The sequence below is a fragment of the Klebsiella sp. CN_Kp073 genome (assembly GCF_040065495.2).
In the GTDB taxonomy this organism is placed as follows: domain Bacteria; phylum Pseudomonadota; class Gammaproteobacteria; order Enterobacterales; family Enterobacteriaceae; genus Klebsiella; species Klebsiella aerogenes.
This window is the reverse complement of sequence record NZ_CM198051.1, coordinates 747,296-773,739: the sequence shown is the minus strand read 5'-3', so window position 1 is coordinate 773,739 and position 26,444 is coordinate 747,296. Positions and strand designations below refer to the sequence as shown.

Below are 26,444 nucleotides of genomic sequence, written 5' to 3'. Positions count from 1 at the left end.
GCACTATATCATCCTTTATTTTTCATTAAATTAATTAATTTGCCAGCATAGTACAGACTTTCCATGGCAAGGTTCGACACGGTATAATGACTATTAATGATGTCGGCTTTGGTCTGATGGATCTCGGCTTCAGCGCTGGTTAAATCGGAAACCGAACGAGCCCCCAACTCCAGATACTGTGACATATAAAGATTACGCGTTCTTATAGCGCTCTGCTCCCTTTCGCGTTTGTTTTCCAGGCTAATTTTGGTGTTTCGCATTTGGCTCGAATATTCCATTATCCTCTGATCGGCATTATTCTTTTCAGCATCTAAGTTAAATTGCGCAGTATTGAGCGCTTCTTGTGCTTGCTGTACCTTAGAAGATACAGATCCGCCCTGATAAAGCGGGACTTTTACATTAATAAATGCGCCATAACGGTCGCGGTTTTTGGTGGTGCCATTGTTAGTCGATTGTTCAGTCAAATCATGTTCATAGTAAGGCGCCAACGTTATTGTCGGATAATATTCATTCTTTTGGACATCGATTTGTTTTTTGGCGATATCAATTTTAGCTCTGGCAATCCTGATAGCCGGTGAGTCAGTATTAACTGGATTATCACGTAAGATATTATTATAGAGTTCTTCGATTTCATTAGGGAACTCCATGATAATACTGGCTGATATTTTTTTATTTAATAGATGATCCAGCGTTGCCAGCCATTTTTTATATTGTGATATATAATCATTATAGTTTGAGAGTGCTTCGGCTACTCTGAGGTTTGCCTGAGAGTAATCAGATTCAGCGCTGGCCCCCAGCGCAACGCGTTTTTTCGTTAAATCTTTGATCTTAGAAAAACCGTCAATACGTTCCTTTGCCGCAGCGCTGAGTTGATGATAGCGGACTATTTGCAAATAGGCGCCAATCGTCTGATAAAGAATATCATTAATCTCTTTTTCTATTTCGTAGCTGGCGCTGGCGACATTCAGTTGAGAGAGCTCAACCCGGTCACTGGTGCTACCAAAATCATAAATCATCTGCTCAACTGATAAGTTGAGTTGATTGGTTTTATTATTATCATCACTATAATCATCTTTGGCGATACCGGAATTAAGGCCCATTTGCACATTAGGATAATATGCAGATTTAACCTCATCTATCATCGATTTTAGTCTTTCCGATTCAGCTATTGCCCGTTTAATTTCCGGGTGCCAGCTAACGGCCATCAGCATTGCGCTGTGCAGATTATATTTTTCTTTTGAAGAAATAATATTTTTTATAACCGTATCTGCAGGTGCAGCAGGCGGCAGTTGTTTTGCAAGTTGAGTTTTTTCAACCGGTTTAGCATATACAACTGGGGCATCATTGGATAGTGGCTTATTTGGTTGTGGAGTTTCTGGTGACGTTGATGATTTATCCTCATTAACAAATGAAACGGGAAAAGTGATAAGCTCACAGGAAGCACTAGCAATCATTAACAGATTTCCTATGGCAACGGATAAATAGAGTCGTGCTTTATGAGTAAGTCCCACTGGATAGCTCCCTGAATTATAAATACAACGCGTTATCATTCCATGATGATGTATATCTGGTATCGTGCATGAAGGCACATCTCATGACACCGTTGAGAACCACATACTGTAAAGCTATGTGGCTGACCAATCCCGGCGGCTAACCGATGTAGCAGCCGGGAAAGGTATTACTTAGAATTAAGCAGCAGCATACTGATAACTTTCTTCATTTAACTGTAGCTGATTGACGATTTGATTCAGTGCGTTATATTCTCCAGAATCTTCAGCACCTTGTTGCTGTTCAGTAACTTTGTTTTCTGCCACGACGGAATTGTTTTCTTCACCTACCAGAGAATCCAAATTGATATCGTTGGCATTATTTTCCTCCGTCAGCGAAGCGAGCTGTTCATCAGTCAACTCTTCGTTTACTGCTTCCTTAGAAGCCTGTGAAGCCTGAGAAGTCTGCGAATCAACCATTTCGTTAAGCGAAGTTACGTTGCTATCAGAGTAAGTGGCTAACTCATTAAGCGTATTGGTCATGGTGGCCAAATCATCAGTAGACAAACTTTTCTCGCTGCCTTCACCCACAGATTTTTCCAGAAGATTATCAACCGTTTTTTCTGCGCTAACGAGCAGTTTATCAAGGGTTTCAGCCGCTGGTTTCGCCGCCTCGGCAGCAGTTTCAACGGAATCAGCTAAAGTATTGAGCGCATTGGCGGCCACATTGTCATTGGAGGAACCGCCAAAAATTTTCGCGACAATATCGTTAATGATATTAGAGATCGTTTCCAGCGGATGAGTGATGCCATAAATAACTTCGGAGACAAAATCAATGATTCCCTTAAATGGACTCAAGATGGCATCAATGACCGAGTTAATAATATCTGTAACCGTTCCGACTGGGTCGCTAATAAATTTGACCATCAATGTAAGAGGATCGCCAAGCAGTTTTAATATCGAATCAATCGGATTAGTAATAAAGTTAAAGATGGAGCTAGCCGTATCAATAAAGAACTTACACGGCGCAAGAATAATATCTATGATATCCTGGAATATGTTACCAATAGCGCCAAACGGATCGCTGAGGAAGTTACCAATGCATTCTATGAGATTACCAATAACTTTGCCGATAGCCTCAAACGGCGCGGCAATAAAATCAATAATAGAACCTACTGTATCAATAATAAACTTGCATGGCGCAAGAATAACATCAATAGCACTCTGGATCATATTCCCAATAAAACCTAGTGGATCTTTAAAGAAATCCTGAATGCTATTGGAAATAGAGGAGAAAATATTTTTGAGGCCTTCGATCGGCGAAGAAATAAAGTCAATAATGGAGTCAATGAAATTATTGATCGGCGTATCTGGAGTATCGGAATCCGAGTTTAAACCCAGCATCCCTTTTATAAAGGCTTCGATTATGGTTACCGCCGATGTCCCAGCACTCATGGCGATCGGGAGACCCATGATCAGCGCCATGCCCAGTTTCGTGACCAGGTTGACAACATTACTTAAGCCATAATGAATAGCAATAAGAACGCCGTCAATAGCCAGCGTGAAATCTGAAACCACACTGGCAATAGGTATTAATCCCGGTATAAACTGCAGGAATCCTGTAATAATTCCCAGAATCCATTCGGCAATGACGCTTATAACTTCAACGCCTAGCTTAGGAATAGCCATAACTGCGACGAACAAATCGCCCAGTACTAATGGAATCAGTGGGTTTTGCAATAGCGATTGCGAGAAATCAGCGACGAAATCCTCCATCGCGGAGGAATCACCGTTTAGTAAGGCGGTAAATCCTTTAACCAGGGTTATCACCCAGCCGATGGCGCCGGTAACGATCGCAGGCAGGCTAATAAGACCAACACCGATACTCTCTACAATAATTTTTAAGCCGTTACCCAGGCCATCTACGAGAATCAGTATACCATTAAAGATATGTGGAATGGTTCCTAATGGTCCCCATATCCCTCCCAGAATACCGGTGATAAATCCTGTAACCCACTGAACCATATTGGAAATAAAGCTTAATGGCACGTGAATAACTTCAACGAGTGCTTCCCAGGCGACCAGGGCGACGCCGGTCAGTGCCGCAGGCGCGGATTCGAGCAAAAAGTGGTAATCACTTAACATCGGAATAACCGATTTAAGTGCTTCTAACAATCCTTTCGGAATGGCAATAATCGCATTCCAGATGCCGCTGAGAATATCTTCCAGGAATGACGGTTCGTTTTCAGCATTGAGGGTGGCGGCGTCGGATTGAGCTTTCTCCACTCCCGCAATATCAGTGGCGTCGTTTACCGCCTGATGGGCTGCGTCCTTTTCATCCTTGCTCAGGTTATCCATAGCGTCGATCGCCTTGTTGGCGCTATCTTTCGCGCCATCAAGGTTATTGCTGGTGGCATCGGCCAGTGCTTGCTCCAGGCCCGCCACGCCTGTCGCGTCGTTCACCGCCTGGTGAGCCGCTTCTTTCTGCTCGTCGCTGAGATAGGTCATGTCGTCGATCGCCTTGTTGGCGTCGGCTTTGCCTTCCTCAAGGTTTTTCTCGGCAGCGGCGGCTTCGGCTTTCTCCAGGCCCGCAATGTCGGTGGCGTCGTTCACCGCCTGATGAGCCGCTTCTTTCTGCTCGTCGCTCAGGTAGGTCATGTCGTCGATCGCCTTATTGGCGTCGGCTTTACCTTCCTCAAGGTTTTTCGCGGCAGCGGCGGCTTCGGCTTTCTCCAGGCCCGCAATGTCGGTGGCGTCGTTCACCGCCTGATGAGCCGCTTCTTTCTGCTCGTCGCTGAGATAGGTCATGTCGTCGATCGCCTTATTGGCGTCGGCTTTGCCTTCCTCAAGGTTTTTCGCGGCAGCGGCGGCTTCGGCTTTCTCCAGGCCCGCAATGTCGGTGGCGTCGTTCACTGCCTGGTGAGCCGCTTCTTTCTGCTCGTCGCTGAGATAGGTCATGTCGTCGATCGCCTTATTGGCGTCGGCTTTGCCTTCCTCAAGGTTTTTCGCGGCAGCGGCGGCTTCGGCTTTCTCCAGGCCCGCAATGTCGGTGGCGTCGTTCACTGCCTGGTGAGCCGCTTCTTTCTGCTCGTCGCTGAGATAGGTCATGTCGTCGATCGCCTTATTGGCGTCGGCTTTGCCTTCCTCAAGGTTTGTCGCCGCGGCAGCAGTCTCTGCTTTCTCCACGCCCGCAATATCGGTGGCGTCGTTCACTGCCTGGTGAGCCGCTTCTTTCTGCTCGTCGCTCAGGTAGGTCATGTCGTCGATCGCCTTATTGGCATCGGCTTTGCCTTCCTCAAGGTTTGTCGCCACGGCATCAGTCAGCGCTTTCTCTACGCCCGCCGGGTCCGTCGCGTCTTTCACCGCCTGGCGGGCCGCTTCTTTCTGCTCATCGCTCAGATAGGCCATATCGTCGATCGCCTGATAGGCGTCGGCTTTACCTTCCTCAAGGTTTTTCGCCGCGGTATCGGCCACCGCTTTTTCCACGCCCGCAATGTCGGTCGCGTCGTTCACCGCTTGCTGCGCCTCGGCTTTCTGCTCGTTGCTCAGGTACGCCATATCGTCGATCGCCTTGTTGGCGTCGGCTTTGCCTGCCTCAAGGTTTGTCGCCGCGGCATCGGCCTCGGTTTTTTCCACCTGCGCAATGTCAGTCGCGCCATTGATCGCCTGGTGTGCCTCGGCCTTCTGCTCGTTGCTCAGGTACGCCATATTGTCGATCGCTTCATTAGCGTCGGCTTTACCTTCCTCAAGGTTTTTCGCCACGGCATCGGCCAGCGCTTTCTGCACCTCGTCGACGCTGGTCGCATTATCAACGGCTTTCTGAGCTTCAGCCTTCTGTTCGTCGCTCAGGTACGCCATGGCGTTGATTGCCTCACTGGCGTCGGCTTTGCCTTCCTCAAGGTTTTTCGCCACCGCGTCAGCAAGCGCTTCCTCTACGCCCACAACGCCGGTCGCAACGTTCACCGCCTGTTGAGCCGCCCCTCTCTGCTCATCGCTCAGATGCGTCATGCCGTCGATCGCCTGATTGGCATCGGCTTTGGCTTCTTCAAGATTTTTCGCCGTGGCGTCGGACAGCGCTTTCTGCACCTCATCTACGGTGGTCGCATTTTCAACGGCCTGGTGAGCGGCTTCTTTCTGTTCGCTGCTCAGGTACGCCATAGTGTCGATCGCCTGATTGGCGCCGTCTTTCGCTTCCTTGAGTTTGGCTTTGGCCTTATCCTGGCTAGTATCACCGCCGTCATCGTTATCATTAACGGCGGCAATGGCGAGACCACCGATCGCAAGCGCGGCGATTAATGGCACGACCCATACATAAACATCGCTATCGTTCGCGGCTGGTTCAGCCGCGGTAAACACCTCTTCAAAGCTCTGTAATGGTTTAAATTGCAGACCGTTGAATTGTTCTTTGTCGAGATAATCAGCCTCAAAAATATCCTTACCATCGTCAAAAACCAGCTTCTTTTTTGTGTCGCCAAAAAAGTCTTCGATGACGATTTTTTGATTATCTTTCATTAAGATATTAAGGGCGTTCTTATCCTTTTGTACGCCCGTGACATCCCTCGCAGATACAGGTAAACGGATCGCTCCGCTTTCGACCGGGGCAGCCCCTGTCATTTCTGCCGTGCTTGCGAGTTTTTCGCCTGTTGGCGAGAAAAAATCTATTGTTCCATTCATATAAATTCAGTCCATATTTATTAATAAAAAAGAAAACACACGGTGATAAGCTCAAAACCACCCAGGAACATCCCTATTCCATTTCTGATTCAATGTATTTTCTTATAGTTTGAAGAGCTATTCTCCTGAGCTCCTCTTTAGCTTATTTGCGGTGTATCAGCCTTTTTCCCTCCCATACCCTTAATAATGTCAAGAATGCCATCGAGATTAAATACAATGGCTTCTTTCATCAGCATGATAATATCTTGCGGAGCCGAGAATAGTTTTGTAAGCTCGTGGAAAGATAGTTTTACTTTTTGTTCATCCTCTTTGATAGAAACAATCATTCCCTCAGAGAGTACTCTTTTTACCCATTTCTCTAAATTACGACTATCGATTACACCAGACAGTGATTTTAATAACTTCATTACATCTGGCTTAGCGCCCTGCTCGGATACAGCTGAAAAAACACCTTCCAGAGATTTTTCGCCCAGGTTATCCAGAAGCGGCGTAAGAATATCTTTCTGTAAATCCGCAACAAACATCAGGCGATTCCACGCTTGTAATTTTACCAACATGAATTTTTTGTCGTTCAGAACAAACTCTTTAGTTTCCATAATGTTTTCTCTGGCGGGATGAATAGTGTTTCAGGAGAAGACCGCCCTCTCTCCCCCCGAAAAATCAATGTGCTTCCCCTGATTACCGGGGATGGTTACGGCCAACTCAAACGCGCTATCACAGCGCCGATGAATAAACCACCAGCGTCTACAACCTCTTTCCTGCTGAGGGTAAAGAAAGTAATAGATTGAATTAAATGCCAAGATAGTAAGCTTTGCGCTTAATTTAAAATGAAGTTAGCTTCATTATTCTTATCAACATCTACCCAACCCCTAAAGTTATCTTTACTTACCTTAGCAAAACACAATAACTTATTGATAAAAAACAAATTATCACGTACTTAAGATATAAAAAAAACGGCGTTTTTTTGACGATGCTCTGCCCATCAACAGGCTCGCTGGCCGGAGAGAGCCGCAAGAAAAACGATAACCAGAAGTGGCTCCGGTTATACCTGTAGTATGATAGGGTTACGGCGATTCTCTAATGCGACTGGACGCCGCTGAGGGGGTTCCTTCGGACGAACGACGTCCGGCGCCTGGAATGTTGATAGCGTCATTATGGCGAGGGTATGATTCCATGATTGCAAAAAAGAAAAACAATTGAAATCAATGGAAAGCGTAAGCGCTTCTTATCATCTTTCCAGAAAAATGCGGGACGTTCCGTGGCCACATTATCCTATGGCATTCCCTCAATTTCCGGTGGAGGGATATAATATTTCCCTCCTTATAATATTCTCTCCCGCTTGCAAGGCCCCTGCCGCGTTAATACACTTTATAAAAATGCTCCATACAACTATATTTACCAAGAACAATGTACCGGGAAATTATGGTGAAATAAGAAACCCGCCATTTGGATAAAATAGAAATCCATCTTTATAAAAAACCATCATAATAAACATCCCTACCACCACAATATTAACCACGAACGTTTACATCTCTCTATTTACATACCAACCTTTAATAATAATAAACATCAAAACACGTCGCATGGCGTGACTGATTGCAGACATCAGTCCATATCTATCACCTACCGTGTCCCCGCTCATTCCTTTTTATCCTTACTTTCCGAGCGCTTACTGCTCCGATCTGATATTCCCTCCATTCCCTACAACTGAGATTTGCCCTATACGCCTTTCCGCTTTCATTCGATTCCTATTAATCATTGCAATCCTTAAATGAAATTGGTAATTATTCTTATTATTGTTTTTGTTAACACCCTGTCTGGCACGGTACCCCCAACGGTATGTGCAGGCTAAAATTAAAATTCACCGGCGGAAAAGGAAAAATCATCAGATGTATGCCCGCGAGTCTCGCTCCACGCCCCCGCGCAGGACGCTTTTTGCCATTTTCTCTTGCCTTACGCTCAGTTACAGCGCTCCTGTCTTAGCAAAACCCGATATGCAGCCGCTGGGGCCCAATATCGCCGAAAAGGGTTCGGCCTTTTACCACTTCAGCGTCCATCAGTTCGATTCCGCCGACGGCGCACGCCACTATCGGGTGTGGGCGGCAGTGCCGAACAAAGCCGCGCCGCCCACCGGCTACCCGGTGTTATACATGCTTGACGGTAATGCGGTAATGGACCGACTTTCTGACGAGCTGCTCAAACAGCTCACGGCGCAATCGCCGCCGGTGATCGTTGCGGTCGGCTATCAGACCAACCTACCTTTCGATCTGAAGGGCCGGTCCTTTGACTATACGCCTGTTGACAACAGCAAGGGCGCAACGCCGACTGGTCGTAAAAACGGGGGGAGTCATGACTTCCGTCAGTTGCTGGAAACACGTATCGCCGCCAAAGCGGAGCAAGGTCTGCATATCAACCCGCAGCGCCGCGGCCTGTGGGGCCACTCCTACGGCGGCCTGTTCGTACTCGACTCCTGGCTGTCGTCCTCGTACTTCCACGCTTATTACAGCGCCAGTCCATCGCTTAGCCGGGATAACTTTGCGCTACTTAGCCGTATCACGACGGCCGAACCTGCGTCGTACTGCGGCAAAAGTCTGGTCATTATGGAAGGGTCAGCGACGCCGGGCGATAAGCGGGATTCGAACGCTGATCACGTGCTAACAAAAGTGAATACCGCGATGACTACGCTGAAAGAGAAAGAGGTAGATGCCGCTGTTTGGGATTTCCCGGGCCTGGGCCATGGACCGATGTTTAATGCCTCTTTCCGCAGCGCGCTGCTAGATATCAGCCGTGAAAAAGCTGAACGCGTACCAGACTGCCACTAATCCAGCCACTGCCCGCATGACACGGGCAGTGAAACCTTCAACAGCATGCCGTGCGGCTAGGGCCACGGATAATAAATATGTTCCGCCTGTTCGCTCGCCGGCGCTTCATCGCCCTGTAATCGCGCCGCCAGGGTAAAAGCGAAATCAAATACCTTGCCCAACCCCCGGCCGCTGAGCAGATTGCCGTCTTCCACGACGTCGGCATCCACGTACACGCCATCGCTCACCTGCTGCCAAAGATCGCCGGAACAGACATAGCGACGCCCCTTCAGCAGCCCATTGCCGCCCAGCACGCGGGCGGCGGCGGAGCAAATCGGGCAGATATATTTACCCGCTTCATCGTGGCGGCGAACGAAGGCAATAACCTCCGCGCTTTTCGCCAGATTAACACTGCCTTCCGGGCCGCCCGGCAACACCACGGCATCAAAGGTTTGATCGAAGCTGGCCTTCAGGGTGCTATCCGCGATCGTTGGGATAGCGTGGTAGCTCACCACTTCGCGACTCTCGCCGCAGGCAATCGTCTGCACCGCAATATTCAGACGGCGCAGGATATCGATAGTGACTATCGCTTCCCCCTCTTCAAACCCGGGGGCTAATAACACGGCTACGTTTTTCATCTCGTTCTCCATTCCTTGAGGATTACCAGTACGGGTACCAAATCTGTCGCAGCCGCGCCAGCAGCTCAAGATAGAAATAGTCACCCCAGCTACAGCACTGATCGACGCCCTTTCCGCTGCCCATATGATAAACCGAGTGCTGCAGCAGCCCTTCGGTAGGGTCATCGTCGTGGGCCAGGTAGTTATCGGTCAGCGATAGCGCAATGCGTAGCGCCATCTCTTCGTAATACGCGCGGTTGGCGTCGAGCGTAGGCAGCGCTTTGACCAGCTCCAGCAGGCCGCAGGCGGCAATCGCCGCCGCCGAACTGTCGCGCACGGCATCGGTGCCGAGCAGCGCCAGATCCCAATGGCAAACATCATCTTCCGGCAGGCGGTTGAGGAAGTAGTGCGCCAGGCTGCGCGACAGCTCAACCATCTGCTTATCGCCGGTGTGCTGATAGCTCAGCAGGAAACCGTAAATGCCCCACGCCTGGCCGCGCGACCAGCATGAGGTATCGCTGTAGCCCTGATGGGTGTTGCCAAAGCGCGGTTCGCCGGTCTGCACATCCATATAGTAGGTGTGATAAGTCGAGGCATCTTCACGCACGATATAATTCGCCGCCTGTCCGGCATGCGCCGTTGCCGCCTGCGCGTAGCGCGGGTCGCCGGTCTGCTCGCTGGCCCAGTACAGCAGCGGCAGGTTCATATTGCAGTCGATGATCATTCGCCCCTGCTGTTCCGGATCGTTTAAATCGCCCCACGCCTGGATAATTTTGGCCGTCGGGTTAAAACGCTCCATCAGGCGCTCGGCAGCCAGCAGCGCCGACTGGCGAGCGGCTTCATTGCCGGTGAGCCGCCAGGCGCTGATGCAGGAGAGCGAATAAAGGAAGCCGAGGTCGTGGGTCGCGGTGTCGATACGCTGCTCAATACGCCGGGCGAACGACGGCAAATAGCGCTCAGCGGCTTCGCGGTAGCGCGCTTTGCCGGTCATCTCCCACGCCAGCCACAGTTGGCCCGGCCAAAAACTGGTGGTCCACTCTACGTTATCGGTACGCGGCCAGATGCCGTTTTCACAGGCTTCGCCGGGGAACTTATCGCCGAAGGCAACGATATTTTTGTCGAGCTTGCGCGTTACGCGAGCCAGCGCGTCTTCCAGCTTCTGGCTCAACGCCAGGCGGTCGACCTGATGCAGTTCTATCGGCCGCAGCGCTTCGGTGATAACAGATTTGGTCATAACAACTCCTGAATTAATGTTTGGCCGGTTCAACCGAGGCGGTATCTAAAGCCGGAGTAAAGGGTCGTGAGGCATCGCGCTTCGACTGGCAGCGCGATAGCGTAAAAGCGGAAATCAGCGTAAACGTCAGGGCGCAGCAGCCCATCAACAGATAGGTATGCTCAAAGCCGATTTTGTCGTACAGGTAACCCGCCGGCGGCGCGACCACAATCGATCCGACATAAATCATCGCCTGGTAACCCAGCAGGTACATCGTGGCGTTAACCCGACGATGGAAGTGTTCGGCGATGTATTTGAAGACCGAAATCAGCAGCAGCGCGATCTCAACGCCGTAAAACGGTTTGATGATGGAGATGACAATCGGGTCGTTGGTCAGGCCGGAGGCAATCAGCCGCGCCCCCACTACGCAGCCGCAGAACAGCAGGCCGCGCTTGGCGCCATAATGGTTCACCAGCCATGGGATAAACATCATCATTACGAACTCCATCCCCGACTGGACGGTACTCAGATAGCCGTACCAGGCGTTGCCCTGCTCTTTGGTGGCAAAGAACGAGACGAAATAGCGCGGGAACTGCTGCTCGGCGATGAACATCATCCACGCCACTCCGGCGACGTAGAGGCTGAACATCCAGAATTTGCGATTTTTCAGCAGCATCAGCACATCGGCAAAGACTATCTTATTCGCGGAAATGACGTTGTTATTGCGCAGTTGTTCATCACCGATTTTGAGGCTAATCAGCACCAGCAGCATCAGTACCGAGGTGCCGCTGCTGAGCAAAAAGTTAGCCAGCGGCGTGAAGTTAAACAGCAGTCCAGAGACCGAAGCCGCCATCGCCCAGCCCAGCGAACCCCACATTCTGATGCGGCCGAACTCCAGCCCGTACAGGCGGCTAAAGCGGTCGGCGTAAGATTCGGAAGCCGCCACCCCGGCGTACCAGCCGAGGCTCAAATACAGCGCGCCGATGATAATCCCCAGCGTCGCGTGGCTTTGCAGCAGCGGCTGGTACACCAGCGCGAAGAACGGCGCCATCAGCGCGGAAATGGCGCAGACAAAATAGAGCAGCCACTTGCTCATGCCGATTTTGTCCATGATGTAGCCGTACACCGGTTTCAGGACCACCGCGAAAACGCCATTAATGGCGAACACGCTGCCGATGGTAATGCTATCGAGGCCTACCTTCTGGCTCAGCCACAGCGCGTACAGGCCAAAACTGGATGACCAGGTGAAGAAGTAGAGAAAAATAAAGGTACTCATTTTGTACTGCGCGGCGCGTACGGATGATGATGTGCTCATAGCGATGCCTCCAGGGCCAGAACGAGCGTCGTTTCTTGTCGTGCCGTCACGAAGCGTACCGCGTCATCGCTAATGAAGGCCTGTGGGCAGTGTTGCGGTTCGAAGTCGGCGGCATTCCCCGCCCATACCGCGCTTACCAGGCAATGCGTCCCCGCATCGAGCTCGCCGCGCAGCACCGGCACCGCCGCGCGTTCGGCGAACAACAGATTGCTGTTCGGTGGCGTCAGCACCGTCTCGCCGCGGCGGGCGTGCGGATGTAAACAGAAAATCGCCGAGATATCGCGGGCGCTGCGTAAGCAGCAGGCGCCGTCACTCTCTTGCGTCTGCGGCAGCGGACGATTCGCCAGGCTAAAACCGCCTTCCGCGCAATCCAGCGCGCGCTGGGTAGTAATGCGATGGACGCGCAGCTGCCAGTCGCCCAGCGCCAGTAGCCAGCTATCAATCACCACGTCGCGCCACGGCAGCCAGCGGCTGTAAATAGTGCCATCAGCGGTGACCACCTGCTGGCATTCGCGGCGGCCGCGCCAGTAATTATCCTTTTCGGCCAGCAGCAACATCGAATCGGGAGCGGCATGGTTCAACCCGTAGCGCCCCCGTTCAATGGTGAAACCAAAGCGGGTGGAGTAGGCAAATTTGCAGTATTTCGCTTCGGTATTAACGAAGTTGTTCAGCTCCAGCTGGCCGGAAGTCAGCATCCACAGGTGATCGGCCTGATGTACCAGCACCTGATCCGCATGGGCTATCGTGTGCTGCGCGGGCAGCGGCGGCAGCGGCAGTTCAGCCGCCTGCCAGAAGGCGTCGCCCTCGCCTAACGCCAGCACCAGCATGGTTTTCAGCCCCCAGTACGGTGAACCCGGCGCGTTGTAATCTTCCGCCATCGCCAGGTTCGGGTAGCTGTAGCCGACGCTCAGTACGCCGTCGCGATCGAACATCGGCTGCTTCAGCCACCAGCGCAGGTGGCGCAATACGATGCCTTTAATCACGCCCGGCGAAAATACCTCCAGCCCGGCGAAGGCCGCCGCGCTCCAGAACGCCGCTTCAGCAAAGCGATAGGTCAGACTACGGCCGAACGGGATCGCCGCGCCGTCATCGGCAAAGAAATGGATGAAGTCAGAGGAGAAACGCGCGGCCCGCTGACGCAGTTCCGCACAGCGCTGCGGATCGACATCGGCCATCAGCTTCGCGTAAATCAGGCCATAGAAATGGAAGCCCATCGAGATGTAATAGTCGCGCGGGCGGCCCGGACCATCCGAGTACCAGCCATCGCCGAGGTAATAACGTTCCATGGCGGCAAAATGATCTTCCCGCGCCTGCGGATTGGTCGGCATTCCGCAATAATGAAAGCCAACCTGCACCAGAATCGGAAAGAAGTGCCAGTTATTATCCGGGATATCCTGGGTCTCGCACTGCTTTAACCAGCGCCATAAGTTCTCTTTTTCCGCAGCAGTGAAGTGCGCCAGTACGGTTTCGCCCGCCAGCGCCAGCAATAGTCCGTAAGCCGCCATCTCGACAATGCGTTGATCGTAAGGGGCGACTTCGCCCCAGTAATCGGCATGCTGCGGATTGGTGCCGTTTTTTATCGCCTGTAAATAGAAGGAGAAATGCTGCGGCTCGCTGCCGCCAGCCAACAGCGGCGTCACGCCCCACAGCAGACGGGAAAAGGTTTCCATGCTCGCAACCTGCTGGCCGTAGTGAGCAGTGAAGTTCGCTAAATCAATGCGGCTGGCGTCGTTTTTAAAATAAGGCGCTACCGCATTCAGCATTTCATTGACCAGCCGTAGCACCTCTTCCCGGCTTGTCAGTGGGTTATCCAGATGAATATTTTCAGGTTGCACAGGGTCCTCCCGTATAACACGAGGGTAGAGGTAAGTTATTGTTATTAGGCTTTTATCAAGCCACGTGTGCGACGTCTGGATGAAGAGTAACCGCTTTTATTCCCGGCGCTGAGTGAGCGGACTCACAAAATTAAACCGCCATTTCATTTTTGCTGGATTTTGTCGACCGCGCGGAGGATAAATTGCAAATGATGGCGTAAAAATTTAAATCTGTTGTCCTGGAGGCAAAATGGGCGAAGCACAACTGCTGGAACGTATTACGCTCGATCGGCAGGCCATTTCGTTTAATCGCATGTACACCACCAGCGTGCTTTACTACCACTGGCATCAATGCGTTGAATTGCTTTATATTTCCAGCGGCTATGGCATCGTGGTGGTGGATAACCAGCACTACACCGCCCGTCCGGGGCGATTATTTATCTTCCCGCCCTTCCGTTTGCACAAAGTGCAGGTCGATCATAGCGATAAAAATCCTTATCACCGCACCACCATGCACATTGAGCAGTCGGTCGTCGAGAGCGCGCTCAGCGCTTTCCCGCGCCATCAGGCCCAGTTCGCGGCGCTGGCCGCCAGCAATCTGCCGGCGCAAATTTACGACCTCAGCGAGCACGCGGCATTTATCGAAAGGATCCTTGAACAGTTTCAGCGTCTGGAGGATAACGAGCAGACCACCGCCTGCGAGGTGGCGTTTTTGATGATGCAGCTAATGACGTTTCTACCCGAGCAGCCGCAACGCTACCCGCCGCGCCAGCAGACCGTCGCCTCGCGGATTATGAACTGGATCGAAGCCCACTATGCCAGCAAGTTTTCCCTTGACCAGCTGGCTTGCGACCTCGGACTTTCGCGCAGCTACACCTCGCGGGTTTTTCGTCAGCAGACCGGCGGCAATATCCATGAATATTTGCTCACCCGGCGAATAAAACGCAGTTGCGATCTGCTACGTAATAGCGATGAGAGCGTTGATGCCATCGCAGTGGCGGTGGGATTTGGCGAGGTGACCTACTTCATTACCTGTTTTAAAAAGATGATGCGCCAGACGCCGCTGCAGTACCGTAAGGCCAGCCAGCGGCGCTCCGCTTTATAACTTAATCCATCGCCTGCTTGAGGCCAACCTGACGGCGACGCCAGGCGCTATCGCGGCTCGCCAGCCAGTAGTACAACGGCGAGGTCACCAGCAGGCCGACCAGCCAGGAGAGATCGGCGCCGTTAAACCACGCCGAGACCGGGCCAACGTACAGCGGGGTATTCATAAACGGGATCTGCACCAGGATGCCAATGGCGTAGGCCAGCAGCGCGTGCGGGTTGTAACGGCCATAGATACCGCCATCCACCTGAAATATCGAGTTAATATCGTAGTTGCCCTTGTGAATGGCGTAGAAGTCGATCAGGTTTATCGCGGTCCACGGCACCAGCACCACCAGCAGGGCCAGAACCAGATCGATAAAGTGGCTGATAAAGTCCGCCGAGGCGAAGATCGCCGCCGCCACGCAACAAATAAGCACGATGACCGACAGCAGCGCACGGCTACGACTGCCGGGGATCCAGCGCCACAGGAAGGTTTGCACCAGGGTTATCACCGACATCACCGCGCCATACAGATTAAGCGCGTTATGGCTGATGACGCTCAGCAGGAACAGCACCAGCATCAACGGGCCTATCGCGCCGGTCGCCAGCTTTACCGCATCCATGGTTTCCAGCCCCACCGGCGTTGCCAGCACCGCTACCGCGCCAAAAATAAACGACAGGCTGGAACCGAGCGTCGAGCCAAGGTATGTGGTCCAGAACGTCGCGGCGACGGGAACATCCGCCGGCAGGTAGCGCGAATAATCAGAAACATACGGGGCGAAGGCAATCTGCCACAGCGCCGCCAGCGACACGGTGGCCAGCCAGCCCGAGAAGGAAAAACCGCCGCGAGTTAAGAAATCGGCGGTATGCAGATGAGTGAAGATGTAGCCAAAGCCGACCATAATGCCGATGCCCAGCACCCAGGTGCCGATCCGGTTGAGAATGTGAATACATCGGTAGCCGATGATGCCAATCACGCAGGATCCCACCGCGCCGATCGCAATCCCCACCGGTAGCGGAACCGCGGGAGCGATGCCATGCAGCGACTGCCCGGCCAGCACGATGTTCGAGGCAAAGAAACCGACGTACATCACCCCGGCGATCGCCACCACCAGCAGCGAACCAAAAGATCCAAACTGCGCGCGGCTCTGGATCATCTGCGGGATCCCCATCTGCGGCCCCTGCGCCGAGTGCAGCGCCATCAGCGCCCCGCCGACCAGATGGCCGACTAAAATCGCAGCGATCCCCCACAGCAGATTCAGATGAAAGATCTGTACTCCCAGGGCGCCTGTAACGATCGGCAGCGGCGCGATGTTGCCGCCAAACCACAGGGTAAAGAGATCGCGGGTTTTACCGTGGCGATCTTCTGGCGGAATATAGCCAATGGTGTGCTTCTCAATAAGCGGCGGCGATGATTCTTTGGTCGGCATAGCATTCTCCAAAGTCAGGAACCATTAATAATGGTTGTGATGTGCAGGTGTTTTTATGTTTTGGAGATAATGCGCATTATTTAGCGAAAGGGTAAATTACTTTGTTTATGGCTACAGGAAATAAAAAAACTAATTAGCCAGGCAGAAAGCCGATAAATATCATAAAATTTTATCATAACCGTTCCGGTAAGATAAAATAATGATATTTTCAACGCAGCGGTAAATTGTCAATTAGGAATACAGAATAAATAATCGTGATGAGATGAATTTATGGCTGATAATAAAATACGGGCCGCTATTCAGGCCCGTATTATGTGATAAGTTAAAACTCAAACGGCTAGCGCTTAACTAAAAAACTTACCTTTCAGTAGATTAAGCCCTGCGGAGACCAGGTCGCCCTGGGCCGGCGCTTCGCCCTGCGGCGACAGGCCATCGACGATTTTTGGCAGGTATTCCGCAATCAGCGATGAGGCGGTTTGCGAATCAACGCCCAGTTTGGCGCCGAGATCCTGCAGCGCAGGCGAGCCGAACACCGAGGTAATCTGATCGCTGTTCACCGACATATTACTCTGCTGACTAAGCCACGACTCGACGATTTCACCTAAGCCGCCGTTGCGGAATTTTTCCAGGATTCCCTGAATACCGCCCTGCTGTTCAATCCAGGTCATGATCGCCTGAAGTTGTTCAGCTTTGCCAGCCTGCCCGCCAAGCACGCCGCCGATTTGATCTAATAATCCCATTACAATCTCCATCAAAACGTTGCTATTAATCCCTGATTCACGGCTTACTTCGCCGGGATAATCAGCACCTGCCCCGGATAGATCTTATCGGGATGCTTCAGCATCGGTTTATTGGCTTCAAAAATACGCTGATAGTCATTGGCGGAGCCATACATCGCTTTCGAGATGGCGCTGAGGGTATCACCGGATTTAACCGTATAGTAACGACTTTCCGCTCCGCTCTGCGTCACAGTAACGCTATCGTTGACCTGGCCAATCCCGGTTACGTTACCTACCGCGACCAGAATTTTTTCCTTATCTTCCTGTGAACCGACATCGCCCGTTACCGTCGCGGTACCATCGTCCGCTACGGCAATATTGACCTTTTCGGCACCAGGCAGGTTAAGACTATCAATATGTTTTTTCAGCTTGTCGGCCTGATCTTCCTTGCTGGAGCCGGACACGGCATCCCAGATCTTCTCGCCCGCTTCTTTCACAAAACTTAATAATCCCATCTATCCATACCTCCATTACTGTTTCACGATGAATGCTTTCATCAGACACGATAATCATAGCTTATAAATACCGTTCACTTCCTTTAACAAATGCTCGACGAAACGGGTAAGTTTCGGTAAGGGGCGCAGATCCTGGCGCCACAGCAGGTGTATCGGCCTCGGTTCCGGCGTGTAATTTTGCAAAATACGCACCAGTCGGCCATTGGCTAAATCTTCCGCCAGCAGCACTTCCGGCTGCAATAACAGCCCGGCGCCGGCCACCGCCGCCATACGCAGCGCGTAGCCATCGTTGCAGCGCAGCACCGCATCGCGCTTCCAGCGTACCTCTTCCGCAGCGCCCGGCAGCCGCCACTCGTTGCGCGCGGTCCACACCGTATGCGAAAGACACTGATGTCCGGCTAAATCAGCGGGCGTCTGCGGCGTGCCGTGGCGCGCCAGATAATCCGGCGCCGCGCAGATCGCCATACGATAGGGAGCGAGATACTTCGCCACCAGATCGGTACGCTGGATGTCACCGATACGAATCGCCAGATCGATTCCCTCATCCACCAGGTCCACCATGCGGTTCGTCAAATCAAGCTCGACGCGTACCTCCGGCCAGGCCTGCAGAAAGGAGGCGGTCAGCGGCGCGATAATGCTGGCGCCGAAAGAAACCGGCGCGCTCACCCGTAGCGTACCGGCAGGGGCCAGCCGTAACCGTTCAACCGAACGCTCGGCATTCGCCACCTGCTCCAGTACCCGCCGCGCCTCGTCAAAATAGACTCGCCCGGCATCGGTCAGGCTTTGCCGACGGGTATTTCGCTCCAGCAGGCGGGTGCCGAGCTGGCCTTCAATTAAGGCGATATATTTGCCGACCATCACCGCCGACATCTCAAGGCGCGTCGCCGCGCCGGTAAAACTGCCGCACTCTACCACCGCGACAAACGTTTCCATTCCACGCAGCTTGTCCATATTGCAAACCTCTGGTTAGTAATCATCTAACTTTTAGCCAGTTTATCCGACAATCGATTAATTAAAGAATAGAGGCTCACTTCACTGAGGAGTTTGCGATGAAAATTATCGTTATTGGCGCCAGCGGTACCGTTGGCCGCGCGGTTGCGGAAGAACTGAGCCGCCAGCATGAAGTTATCCGCGTTGGCCGCACCCACGGCGACGAGCAGGTTGATATCACCTCGCAGCACAGCGTGCAGGCGCTGTTCGAGAAAATTGGCCCGGTCGATGCCATTGTCTCAGCAGCCGGCAGCTTATACTTTGGCCCGCTAAGCACGATGACCGACCGCGATTTTGACCAGGGACTGCAGGATAAACTGTTGGGGCAGATTCGCCTCGCCCTCACCGGCCAGCATTATCTTAACGATGGTGGTTCCATAACCCTTATCAGCGGCATCGTCGCCGATGAACCGATCGCTCAAGGGGTGAATGCCACCACCGTCAATGCCGGACTGGCGGGTTTCGTTCGCGCCGCCGCCTGCGAATTACCGCGCGGGATCCGCATTAACCTGATAAGCCCCACCGTGCTCAGTGAGTCTGTCGAGACCTATGATGGTTTCTTCCCCGGTTTCGCCAGCGTACCGGCCGCAGCGGTGGCGCAGGCCTATCGCCGCAGCGTCGAAGGGATCCAAAGCGGGCGGGTTTATAAAGTCGGTTATTAATTATTTTCGGGCAGGATGTCGTATTCCTGCCCTTATATTGAATATCTGTTGGTTATTGTGAAGCGCCTCGCATAACGCACTTCACCCTGTTATTTGTGCGCCTTTAGGATACACTACACGATAATACTAATGTCATGATGTATCAGCTAATTATTTTATTTCTCCATTATTTTATCGGGCCAATCATCTATCTCATTAGACCATAATAAAAGCAGGGAATTGTTATTTCTCTCTACGGTTCATCATTCTAATCTCCTCGCAATATGGCAGAGTTTTATCTGCCCGATAAAAAACCATCAGCGGGTTTGCCAGTAAAAAATTAAGCACAAAGCATAAAACTCTAAAAATAGCGCAACGCACAGATGCAGCGTTTTTCCAGCGCCGGGTAAAGCATTTTTTTTATATCCAGCACCGATATTTTTTGTCATTTCGCAAATGATACAGAGTTGTAAAAATGGTGAATGAAATGTTGTGATGAGTAGATTAGCTGTACTCCTCATTGAAATATCACTCTTACGCTGATGAAGACCAAAATAATGAGAGAGCACCATGACAAAACATCAATCTGTTAATGTCGAGAATCTTGAAAGTAATACCATCAGACCTATCCCCTTAAATATGCGCCACGGCAAACCAGGCGATCTTTTTACCATTTGGTTTGGCTCCAACATTATGCTGTTAACGGTCATCACCGGCGCGATGTCGGTGACGATTTTCCACCTTTCCTTTTTATGGTCAGTGATTGCGCTATTTATCGGCAGCCTGGTCGGCGGGCTCTTTATGGCGCTGCATTCGGCGCAGGGGCCAAAACTCGGGGTACCGCAAATGGTCCAGACCAAGGGGCAATTTGGCTCCTATGGTTCGGTACTGGTGGTCTCCATCGTCGTACTGATGTATATCGGCTTTACCGCCTCCAGTCTGGTGCTCGGCGGGCAGTCGATACACGCGATTTATCAGCCGATGAACTCGGACATCGGGATTATCGTGGTCGGCGCGCTAAGCCTGTTCGCCACCATCTTTGGCTATAAGATCATCCACTCCTACGCGCGGATCATGTCGTGGATTTCCGGCATTGTACTGGCGGCAACCTTCGTGTGGATTGTCTTCATCCATGGCCTGCCGGGCGACTTTGTCGACCGCGGCGGCTTCAACATCGTCGGCTTTCTCGGCGCCGTCTCTATCGCCGCGCTCTGGCAGCTGGCCTATGCGCCGTATGTCTCTGACTATTCCCGCTATATGCCCTACAGCACCAACGATAAAAGCGTCTTTTACGCCAGCTATTTTGGCTGCATTCTCGGCTCCTATCTGCCGATGGTGCTCGGGGTGCTGGTGGCGATTTGTATCGGTAATGACGATATCATTCAAGGGATTATGGATCTGACCGGCAGCATGGGGGCGATAGTGATTATCGTACTGGCGCTGGGGATCGCCGCCACCAACTCGATGATGCTGTACTGCGGCGTACTCTGTACCCTGACCCTCGGCCAGACTTTTATCGACGGCTGGTCGCCGATGGCGCGGGCACGCATTATCACCGCTATTTTGACCATGCTGCTGGAGATATTCCTCGCTATCTATGGCCAGGAAAATTTCCTGCTAATCTACACCAATTTTATTACCGTGCTGCTGTATGTGCTGGTGCCGTGGACGGCGATTAATCTGGTCGATTATTATTTAGTGGCCCACGGCGAATATCACGTTGAATCGTTCTTTAAACGCGACGGCGGTATTTACGGTTACTTTAATGCAACGGCGATATCCTGCTATATCCTCGGTATTCTGGTCGAAGTACCGTTTATGTCGACCTCAATTTATACCGGGCCAATCGCCCTCTCCTTTGGCGGCGCGGATCTCTCCTGGATTGTGGGTTTATTGGTGGTCTCGCCGGTCTATTATTATTTCTCGAAAGCGAAGAGTGTTAAAAGCATGGCTTTTGCAAAAGAGAAGGTTTAAGGCCTACAAGAAAGCGCGCCGCCTTCGCGGCGCGCCGGCGTTTAAGCTGACATCCAGCGGCAGAGATTTTTCAACATCTGCTCGCACTTTTCCAACTGCGCCTCGCTAACAAACTCATCCGCCTTATGCCCCTGCTCCATGCTCCCCGGGCCACAAACAAGCGTGGCCACGCCGGCCTCATCAAACAATCCGCCTTCGGTGCCAAAAGCGACCGTTGAAAAATCCTCGCATTCGGCCCACTGCGCCAGCCAGCCGGCGAACGCCGACTGCGGGTCGCTCAGCAGGCCGGGATACTGGCTGAGCGGTTGAAAGGTAATAGCCGATTCCGCCGCCGTCGCGCGCATTTTTGGCAACAGCTCGCCTTCGGCATACGCCTGCAGCGAGGCCAGCGCATCATCGACCGACACATCCGGTAAATGGCGAATTTCAAAATCGAACTGACAGTGCTGCGGTACAATATTCAACGCCGCGCCGCCCTTAATTACCCCCACCTGCAGGGTGCTGAAAGGCGGATCGAAACGCGTATCCTGGCGAAGCGCAAGCTGCTCGCCCAGCTCATCCAGGCGGCCAATCAGCTTTGCCGCCCAGGCAATCGCATTCACGCCATCGGGCGCGTAAGCGGAGTGGCAAGCGTGGCCGTGAACATCGCAGCGCATCGCCAGCTTCCCCTTGTGACCATAGACCGGGCGCATCTCCGTCGGCTCGCCGATAATGCACATCGCCGGTTTCTCTGTCGACGCCTGCAGATGGGCGACCAGGCTGCGTACGCCAAGACATCCCACCTCTTCATCGTAGGAAAAAGCCAGGTGCAGCGGCATGCGTAACGGTTGGGCGAGAAAATCAGGAATGGCGGCCAGTACGCAGGCGAGAAAGCCTTTCATATCGGCACTACCGCGGCCGTAGCAGCGGCCATCGCGTTGCGTGAGGGCAAAAGGGGGAACCGTCCATGGCTGGCCGTCAACCGGCACCACATCGGTATGGCCGGAGAGCATAACGCCGCCGGGCCCCGCAGGGCCCAGTCGTGCATAAAGATTAGCTTTTCTCCCTTGCGCATCATAAAAGCGCTGCGTTTCGATTGCGAAGCCGTGGAGATAATCGGCAATATCGTCGATCATCGCCAGGTTCGATTCGCGGCTGGTGGTGTCAAACGCCAGCAGCCGCGCCAGAATATCCTGTAATCGACTATTCATCACCGGGTACTCCGTAACTGGGAGCCTCCCGCGGGTCGAGGGCGCGCGTGACATAGGCCTGCATTTGCGGTTCATAGGCCTGCCACAGCGCCGCCAGCTCGCCAATCGGGTCCGTTTCACTCCAGTCTACGCGCAGATCCACCAGCGGCCAGGAGTAATCATCCACCACTTTCACCGCCGCCGAATGGACCGGCCCGGCCTCGCCGCCCTGTGCGACGCCAGCCTGCAGCGCGGCAACCAGCCGCGTCGCCAGCTCGCCTTCGGTTTGCGAAAACGCCGCCGCCATCGCGGCAATCACCTCTTCCGACGCCAGCATATTACCGCCGGCAATACAGTTATCGCCCTGCACAACATGCCAGGTCCCCAGCGTTTTATCGCCGCTGAACCACGCGGTCTGGCCGCTGGCGTCGATGGCGATAATCTGCCGATAGCGGCTAAAGTCGTCTTCCGCCAGCGCCCGACGCATCGCTTTCTCCGCCGTCAGCCCCTGCTCCATCTGCGCCAGAGTGAGTTGCCCCAGCGCCGGTAAGGTAATGTTCTGGCTCGATACCGCCCCTACCCCCGCCTGTAGCCACGGACAGCGGGCGCCGACGGCAATGCTTGAAGAACTAATCGCGATACCAAACTGCCCGCTTTCCGGGCAGCGTGCGGCAATCGAAAATGTCATCCTGCCTCCTTATTTCGCCGCGTCATCAGGGATGACGGCAATAACATCGATCTCCATTAGCCACTGCGGCTGCGCCAGCGCGGAAATGACCAGTCCGGTGGAGATCGGGAACACGCCTTTTAACCACTTGCCTACCTCTTGATAGACCGGTTCGCGATAGCGCGGGTCGATAATATAGGTGGTCGTTTTCACGATATGCGACAGGTCGCTCCCCGCCTCTTCCAGCAGCTGTTTGACGTTTTTCATCGCCTGTTCCGCCTGCGCCCGCGGGTCGCCAAGGCCCACCAGATTGCCTTCAAAATCCGTCCCTACCTGGCCGCGAACGTAGACGGTATTACCGGCGCGTACCGCCTGACATAAGTCATTGTCCAGCGTCTGATTAGGGTATGTCTCTTTGGTATTGAACATCCGAATACGAGTATGGGTAGGCATAAGGGTTATCCTGTTCAGTAAGTCATGATTAACGCTGGCTGGCGTCTTTGTACTGGGTGTATTTACGGCGGGTGGCGATATGGTCAGCGATATGCTTCGCGTCGTGCCAGACGCCCCAGATAAAGGTTGATCCCCGGCGCGATAACCACGGCAGGCCGAGGAAGTAGACGCCCGGTTCGCTGGAGACGCCGCGCTGATGCTGAGGACGGCCCTGTTCGTTGAAAGCGTTGACGTTGAGCCAGCTGTAGTCCACCGCATAGCCGGTAGCCCAGATAATGGTGTTAATCCCCGCCTGCGCCAGATCGAGCGAGAGGAGCGGCGACGTCATGCAGTCCGGGTCCGCTAAGAATTGCCGTGCGGCGGGCTCTTCCGGTAAATCCAGGCCATTGGCGGCGATGTAAGCATCGGCGGCATCCAGCAGCGCCAGATAGTTTTCATCGCCGAGGCGAATGTTTTCGACGAGATTATTTTTAAAGGAGACGGTTCCCCCGGCGAAGGATTCGGTGAGACCAACCAGCGTGATACCACGATGCGCCAGCTCGCGGAAATCAACCGTGTGGCCGCCGTGCGCGCCGCTAACCGCGATGGTGACGTGCTCTTTACCGGGTTCGCTGGCCGGGGCATCCCACAGGCCTAATACCCCCAGCCACCAGCAGAAATCCCGGTTACGATAGGCACGCGGCGGGCGATCATGGGCGCCGACCGACAGATAAACCTTGCGGCCCGCGCGCTGCAGTTCATCGGCGATTTGCACGCCGGACGAGCCCGCGCCCACCACCAGCACCGCGCCTTCCGGCAGTTGCTGCGGGTTGTAATATTTCGCCGAATGAATTTGATGGATGGCGCTGTCGCGCGGAGCGATCGGCGGGATAACCGGCTTCTGGAACGGCCCGGTCGCCGCGACAATATTCAGCGCTTCAATCACGCCGTCGGTGGTTTCAATGGTAAAGCCCGGACGCCCGTGGTTACGCACCGCACTTTTGACTTCCACGCCGGTACGGACCGGAAGATTAAACTCGCGCACATAATCGACAAAGTATTGCGCAACATCATCCTTGGCAATAAAGGCATCGGGGTCGCCGCCTTTAAACTCCATGCCCGGAAAACGGTCATGCCACGCCGGGCCGTTCGCCACCAGCGAATCCCAGCGGCCGGTACGCCAGGCTTCGGCAATGCGATTCTTTTCCACGACCAGATGCGAAATACCCTGTTTGCTCAGGTGCTCGCTCATGGCGATACCGGCCTGCCCCCCACCAACAACCAGCGTCTCGATTTGTATTTTTTCTACGGTCATAAATATGTCCTTCGGTGATGTTCTGCTCATGACCGAGGTTAATAAACCGTTATGCACAGGTAAATTATTATAAATTTAGCACCTGAGAATAAAATAATGATGCAGCGAATTCGCCCCGCCGCCAGGCCATTTCCGCCACGCTAATACGCAGTATTTATTTTTCAGGCATGAGATTTTGAAAGGAAAAACAACCATGACTTTCAAGGCTCATAAAAATATCGTCAGAGCTTCGTTTTTTTATAGGCAATAAAACGCAGAAAATACCACATGAATATATTTACCCGCGCTAATGGCGGGTAAATTTGCTCATTCAGGCGACTTTCACTTCTTGCTGCGGCGGGCTTAATACCGCGTTGCGGCAATACTCCATAAACAGTTTGGTCGGTTTGGTCGGTTCGCTACTGCGCAGATGGGCCATCACCAGCGCGGAATTCGCCATTTCATCCTGAATCTCCACACAGCGTACCTGCTGGCCGTCATAGGTCATGTCGTTCACCGGACGCGTCACCAGCACCGAGAAGCCCAGCCCCTGGCCGACCATGCAGCGCACCATCTCAATCGACGGCGAACTGTAGGCCACCTGCGGGTTGTAGCCCTTATCTTTGAAAATGCTGATGAAGTAGTTTTTGCTCGGCACCACATCCAACAGGATCATTGGCAGATTGCTCAGCTCGGACAGCCGCACGGCGTGCCGCTGGGCCAGGGGATGATCCGCCGGTAACAGCGCATAGGGCTTCTGCGGCGCGTTGAGGCTCTCGGTATAAATCGAGGTATCCAGTTCGAGATCATAGAGAAAAGCCAGGTCAAAACGCCCGCGGTGCAGACCGTGAGCAATCTCGTGCTGCTCGCCGTCGTAAATTTTAATGGTGATTTCCGGATAAATTTTCTTAAACCCGGCCATCAACGACGGCATATACAGCGGCGCGGCGGTCTCGAAACAGCCGATGGAAATAATCCCGGAGACCAGCTCATTATCGGCCTTCGAGTTTTGTTCAAATTGATAAGAGAGCCGCAGCAGTTCTTTGGCTTTTTCATAAAAACGCTGCCCGCTCGGGGTCATTGATACCCCCTGGGCGTGGTGGCGAATAAAAAACTGCTGTTCAAACATATCTTCCAGCGTCTTCACGGCGATGGAAATCGACGGCTGCGCGATATGCAGCTGGCGTGAGGCTTCAGCAATACTTTCCGCCTCGACGACGGCAACAAAGTATTTGAGCTGTTTCAGGGTGAAATGGGGCATGTGATACCTTATTTTTTATCATCAAGGAGGCAGGCTGGTTAGCTTTAAACGATGAACACCCTGGCCTGCAACCCTCTGCCGTGAAAAAGATCAACAATCCGACAGCGATCAGATTTTTACAGAAAATTAACAGATACCTGGCGAGAAAATTGCGAACGCCGGAGGATAATACTTCGGCCAGTATAAGCAGGATGAGAAAAAACAAGGCATATAACTACCTTATATTACAAGACATTAATCTCGCTTTAATTCACAGAAACGCGCTAACGGGCTTGCCCGTCTCACCGTGATTCATTTTGTCATGAGTATTGTTTTTATTCTCAATAATTAAATCTAAGAATATTA

General features: G+C 52.8%; 20 protein-coding genes. 4 read left to right on the top strand and 16 right to left on the bottom strand.

What is annotated here, in order from left to right; all coding sequences use genetic code 11:
- Nucleotides 1-8: 8 nt before the first annotated feature.
- The 3 genes from ABLV66_RS03755 to ABLV66_RS03745 form a co-directional block, all read right to left on the bottom strand.
- Nucleotides 9-1,454 (bottom strand): TolC family protein, encoded by a 1,446-nt coding sequence (locus tag ABLV66_RS03755; protein WP_165430587.1) that lies wholly within the window; start codon nt 1,452-1,454, stop codon nt 9-11.
- Nucleotides 1,455-1,688: 234 nt separating this feature from the next.
- Nucleotides 1,689-6,161, bottom strand: coding sequence for a BapA/Bap/LapF family prefix-like domain-containing protein (locus tag ABLV66_RS03750; RefSeq protein WP_512173823.1), 4,473 nt, complete (start codon nt 6,159-6,161; stop codon nt 1,689-1,691).
- A 137-nt stretch (nt 6,162-6,298) separates the two neighbouring features.
- Nucleotides 6,299-6,757, bottom strand: a complete 459-nt coding sequence (locus ABLV66_RS03745) for a phage tail assembly chaperone (RefSeq protein WP_047078369.1) — start codon at nt 6,755-6,757, stop codon at nt 6,299-6,301.
- Between the two features lie 1,293 nt (nt 6,758-8,050).
- Between ABLV66_RS03745 and ABLV66_RS03740 the strand changes: the two genes are divergently transcribed.
- Nucleotides 8,051-8,983, top strand: coding sequence for an alpha/beta hydrolase (locus tag ABLV66_RS03740; protein ID WP_348876357.1), 933 nt, complete (start codon nt 8,051-8,053; stop codon nt 8,981-8,983).
- A 56-nt stretch (nt 8,984-9,039) separates the two neighbouring features.
- Here the strand turns inward: ABLV66_RS03740 and ABLV66_RS03735 are convergent, their stop codons facing one another.
- Genes ABLV66_RS03735 through ABLV66_RS03720 form a run of 4 tightly spaced genes read right to left on the bottom strand, consistent with a single transcriptional unit; the run spans nt 9,040 to nt 13,942 of the window.
- Entirely contained in the window at nt 9,040-9,600 is a 561-nt protein-coding gene (locus ABLV66_RS03735; protein ID WP_320482926.1) for a DJ-1/PfpI family protein, read from the bottom strand.
- Between the two features lie 22 nt (nt 9,601-9,622).
- Complete coding sequence (locus ABLV66_RS03730; RefSeq protein WP_348876358.1) at nt 9,623-10,813, bottom strand: glycoside hydrolase family 88 protein; 1,191 nt, start codon at nt 10,811-10,813, stop codon at nt 9,623-9,625.
- Nucleotides 10,814-10,826: 13 nt separating this feature from the next.
- Nucleotides 10,827-12,107, bottom strand: coding sequence for an oligosaccharide MFS transporter (locus ABLV66_RS03725; protein WP_015369698.1), 1,281 nt, complete (start codon nt 12,105-12,107; stop codon nt 10,827-10,829).
- The gene (locus ABLV66_RS03720) at nt 12,104-13,942 is read right to left on the bottom strand and encodes a DUF2264 domain-containing protein (protein ID WP_348876360.1); all 1,839 of its coding nucleotides are present in this window, start codon (nt 13,940-13,942) and stop codon (nt 12,104-12,106) included. The genes ABLV66_RS03725 and ABLV66_RS03720 overlap by 4 nt, the downstream gene beginning before the upstream one ends.
- 229 nt (nt 13,943-14,171) lie before the next feature.
- Between ABLV66_RS03720 and ABLV66_RS03715 the strand changes: the two genes are divergently transcribed.
- Nucleotides 14,172-15,026 (top strand): AraC family transcriptional regulator, encoded by an 855-nt coding sequence (locus ABLV66_RS03715; protein ID WP_047065659.1) that lies wholly within the window; start codon nt 14,172-14,174, stop codon nt 15,024-15,026.
- Between the two features lies 1 nt (nt 15,027).
- Here ABLV66_RS03715 and ABLV66_RS03710 read toward each other — a convergent pair whose 3' ends face one another.
- The 4 genes from ABLV66_RS03710 to ABLV66_RS03695 all read right to left on the bottom strand — a co-directional run bounded on the left by ABLV66_RS03710 (nt 15,028) and on the right by ABLV66_RS03695 (nt 18,622).
- A complete protein-coding gene (locus tag ABLV66_RS03710) occupies nt 15,028-16,437 on the bottom strand; it encodes a purine-cytosine permease family protein (RefSeq protein WP_047042982.1) in 1,410 nt (469 codons plus the stop codon).
- A 344-nt stretch (nt 16,438-16,781) separates the two neighbouring features.
- Nucleotides 16,782-17,177, bottom strand: coding sequence for a YidB family protein (locus tag ABLV66_RS03705; RefSeq protein ID WP_047078364.1), 396 nt, complete (start codon nt 17,175-17,177; stop codon nt 16,782-16,784).
- Nucleotides 17,178-17,221: 44 nt separating this feature from the next.
- Nucleotides 17,222-17,671 carry a peptidoglycan-binding protein LysM gene (lysM, locus tag ABLV66_RS03700; protein ID WP_015369692.1) on the bottom strand — a complete coding sequence of 150 codons (450 nt, stop codon included), beginning with the start codon at nt 17,669-17,671 and terminating at the stop codon, nt 17,222-17,224.
- 54 nt (nt 17,672-17,725) lie between these two features.
- The gene (locus ABLV66_RS03695) at nt 17,726-18,622 is read right to left on the bottom strand and encodes a LysR substrate-binding domain-containing protein (RefSeq protein ID WP_032712524.1); all 897 of its coding nucleotides are present in this window, start codon (nt 18,620-18,622) and stop codon (nt 17,726-17,728) included.
- Between the two features lie 98 nt (nt 18,623-18,720).
- On the opposite strand from ABLV66_RS03695, the gene ABLV66_RS03690 reads away from it, so the two are divergent.
- Nucleotides 18,721-19,323, top strand: coding sequence for a short chain dehydrogenase (locus ABLV66_RS03690; protein WP_047065654.1), 603 nt, complete (start codon nt 18,721-18,723; stop codon nt 19,321-19,323).
- 549 nt (nt 19,324-19,872) lie between these two features.
- Nucleotides 19,873-21,276, top strand: a complete 1,404-nt coding sequence (locus ABLV66_RS03685; RefSeq protein WP_348876361.1) for a purine-cytosine permease family protein — start codon at nt 19,873-19,875, stop codon at nt 21,274-21,276.
- A 41-nt stretch (nt 21,277-21,317) separates the two neighbouring features.
- Here ABLV66_RS03685 and argE read toward each other — a convergent pair whose 3' ends face one another.
- The 5 genes from argE to ABLV66_RS03660 all read right to left on the bottom strand — a co-directional run bounded on the left by argE (nt 21,318) and on the right by ABLV66_RS03660 (nt 26,099).
- On the bottom strand, nt 21,318-22,466 hold the full coding sequence (argE, locus tag ABLV66_RS03680) for an acetylornithine deacetylase (RefSeq protein WP_049059604.1): 1,149 nt from the start codon (nt 22,464-22,466) through the stop codon (nt 21,318-21,320).
- Nucleotides 22,459-23,133, bottom strand: coding sequence for a DUF1028 domain-containing protein (locus tag ABLV66_RS03675; RefSeq protein WP_047078361.1), 675 nt, complete (start codon nt 23,131-23,133; stop codon nt 22,459-22,461). The genes argE and ABLV66_RS03675 overlap by 8 nt, the downstream gene beginning before the upstream one ends.
- A gap of 9 nt (nt 23,134-23,142) precedes the next feature.
- Nucleotides 23,143-23,565 (bottom strand): RidA family protein, encoded by a 423-nt coding sequence (locus ABLV66_RS03670; RefSeq protein ID WP_047042999.1) that lies wholly within the window; start codon nt 23,563-23,565, stop codon nt 23,143-23,145.
- A gap of 28 nt (nt 23,566-23,593) precedes the next feature.
- Nucleotides 23,594-24,859, bottom strand: a complete 1,266-nt coding sequence (locus tag ABLV66_RS03665; RefSeq protein WP_348876222.1) for a flavin-containing monooxygenase — start codon at nt 24,857-24,859, stop codon at nt 23,594-23,596.
- Nucleotides 24,860-25,169: 310 nt separating this feature from the next.
- Nucleotides 25,170-26,099, bottom strand: a complete 930-nt coding sequence (locus ABLV66_RS03660; protein WP_015703484.1) for a LysR substrate-binding domain-containing protein — start codon at nt 26,097-26,099, stop codon at nt 25,170-25,172.
- Nucleotides 26,100-26,444: the final 345 nt, after the last annotated feature.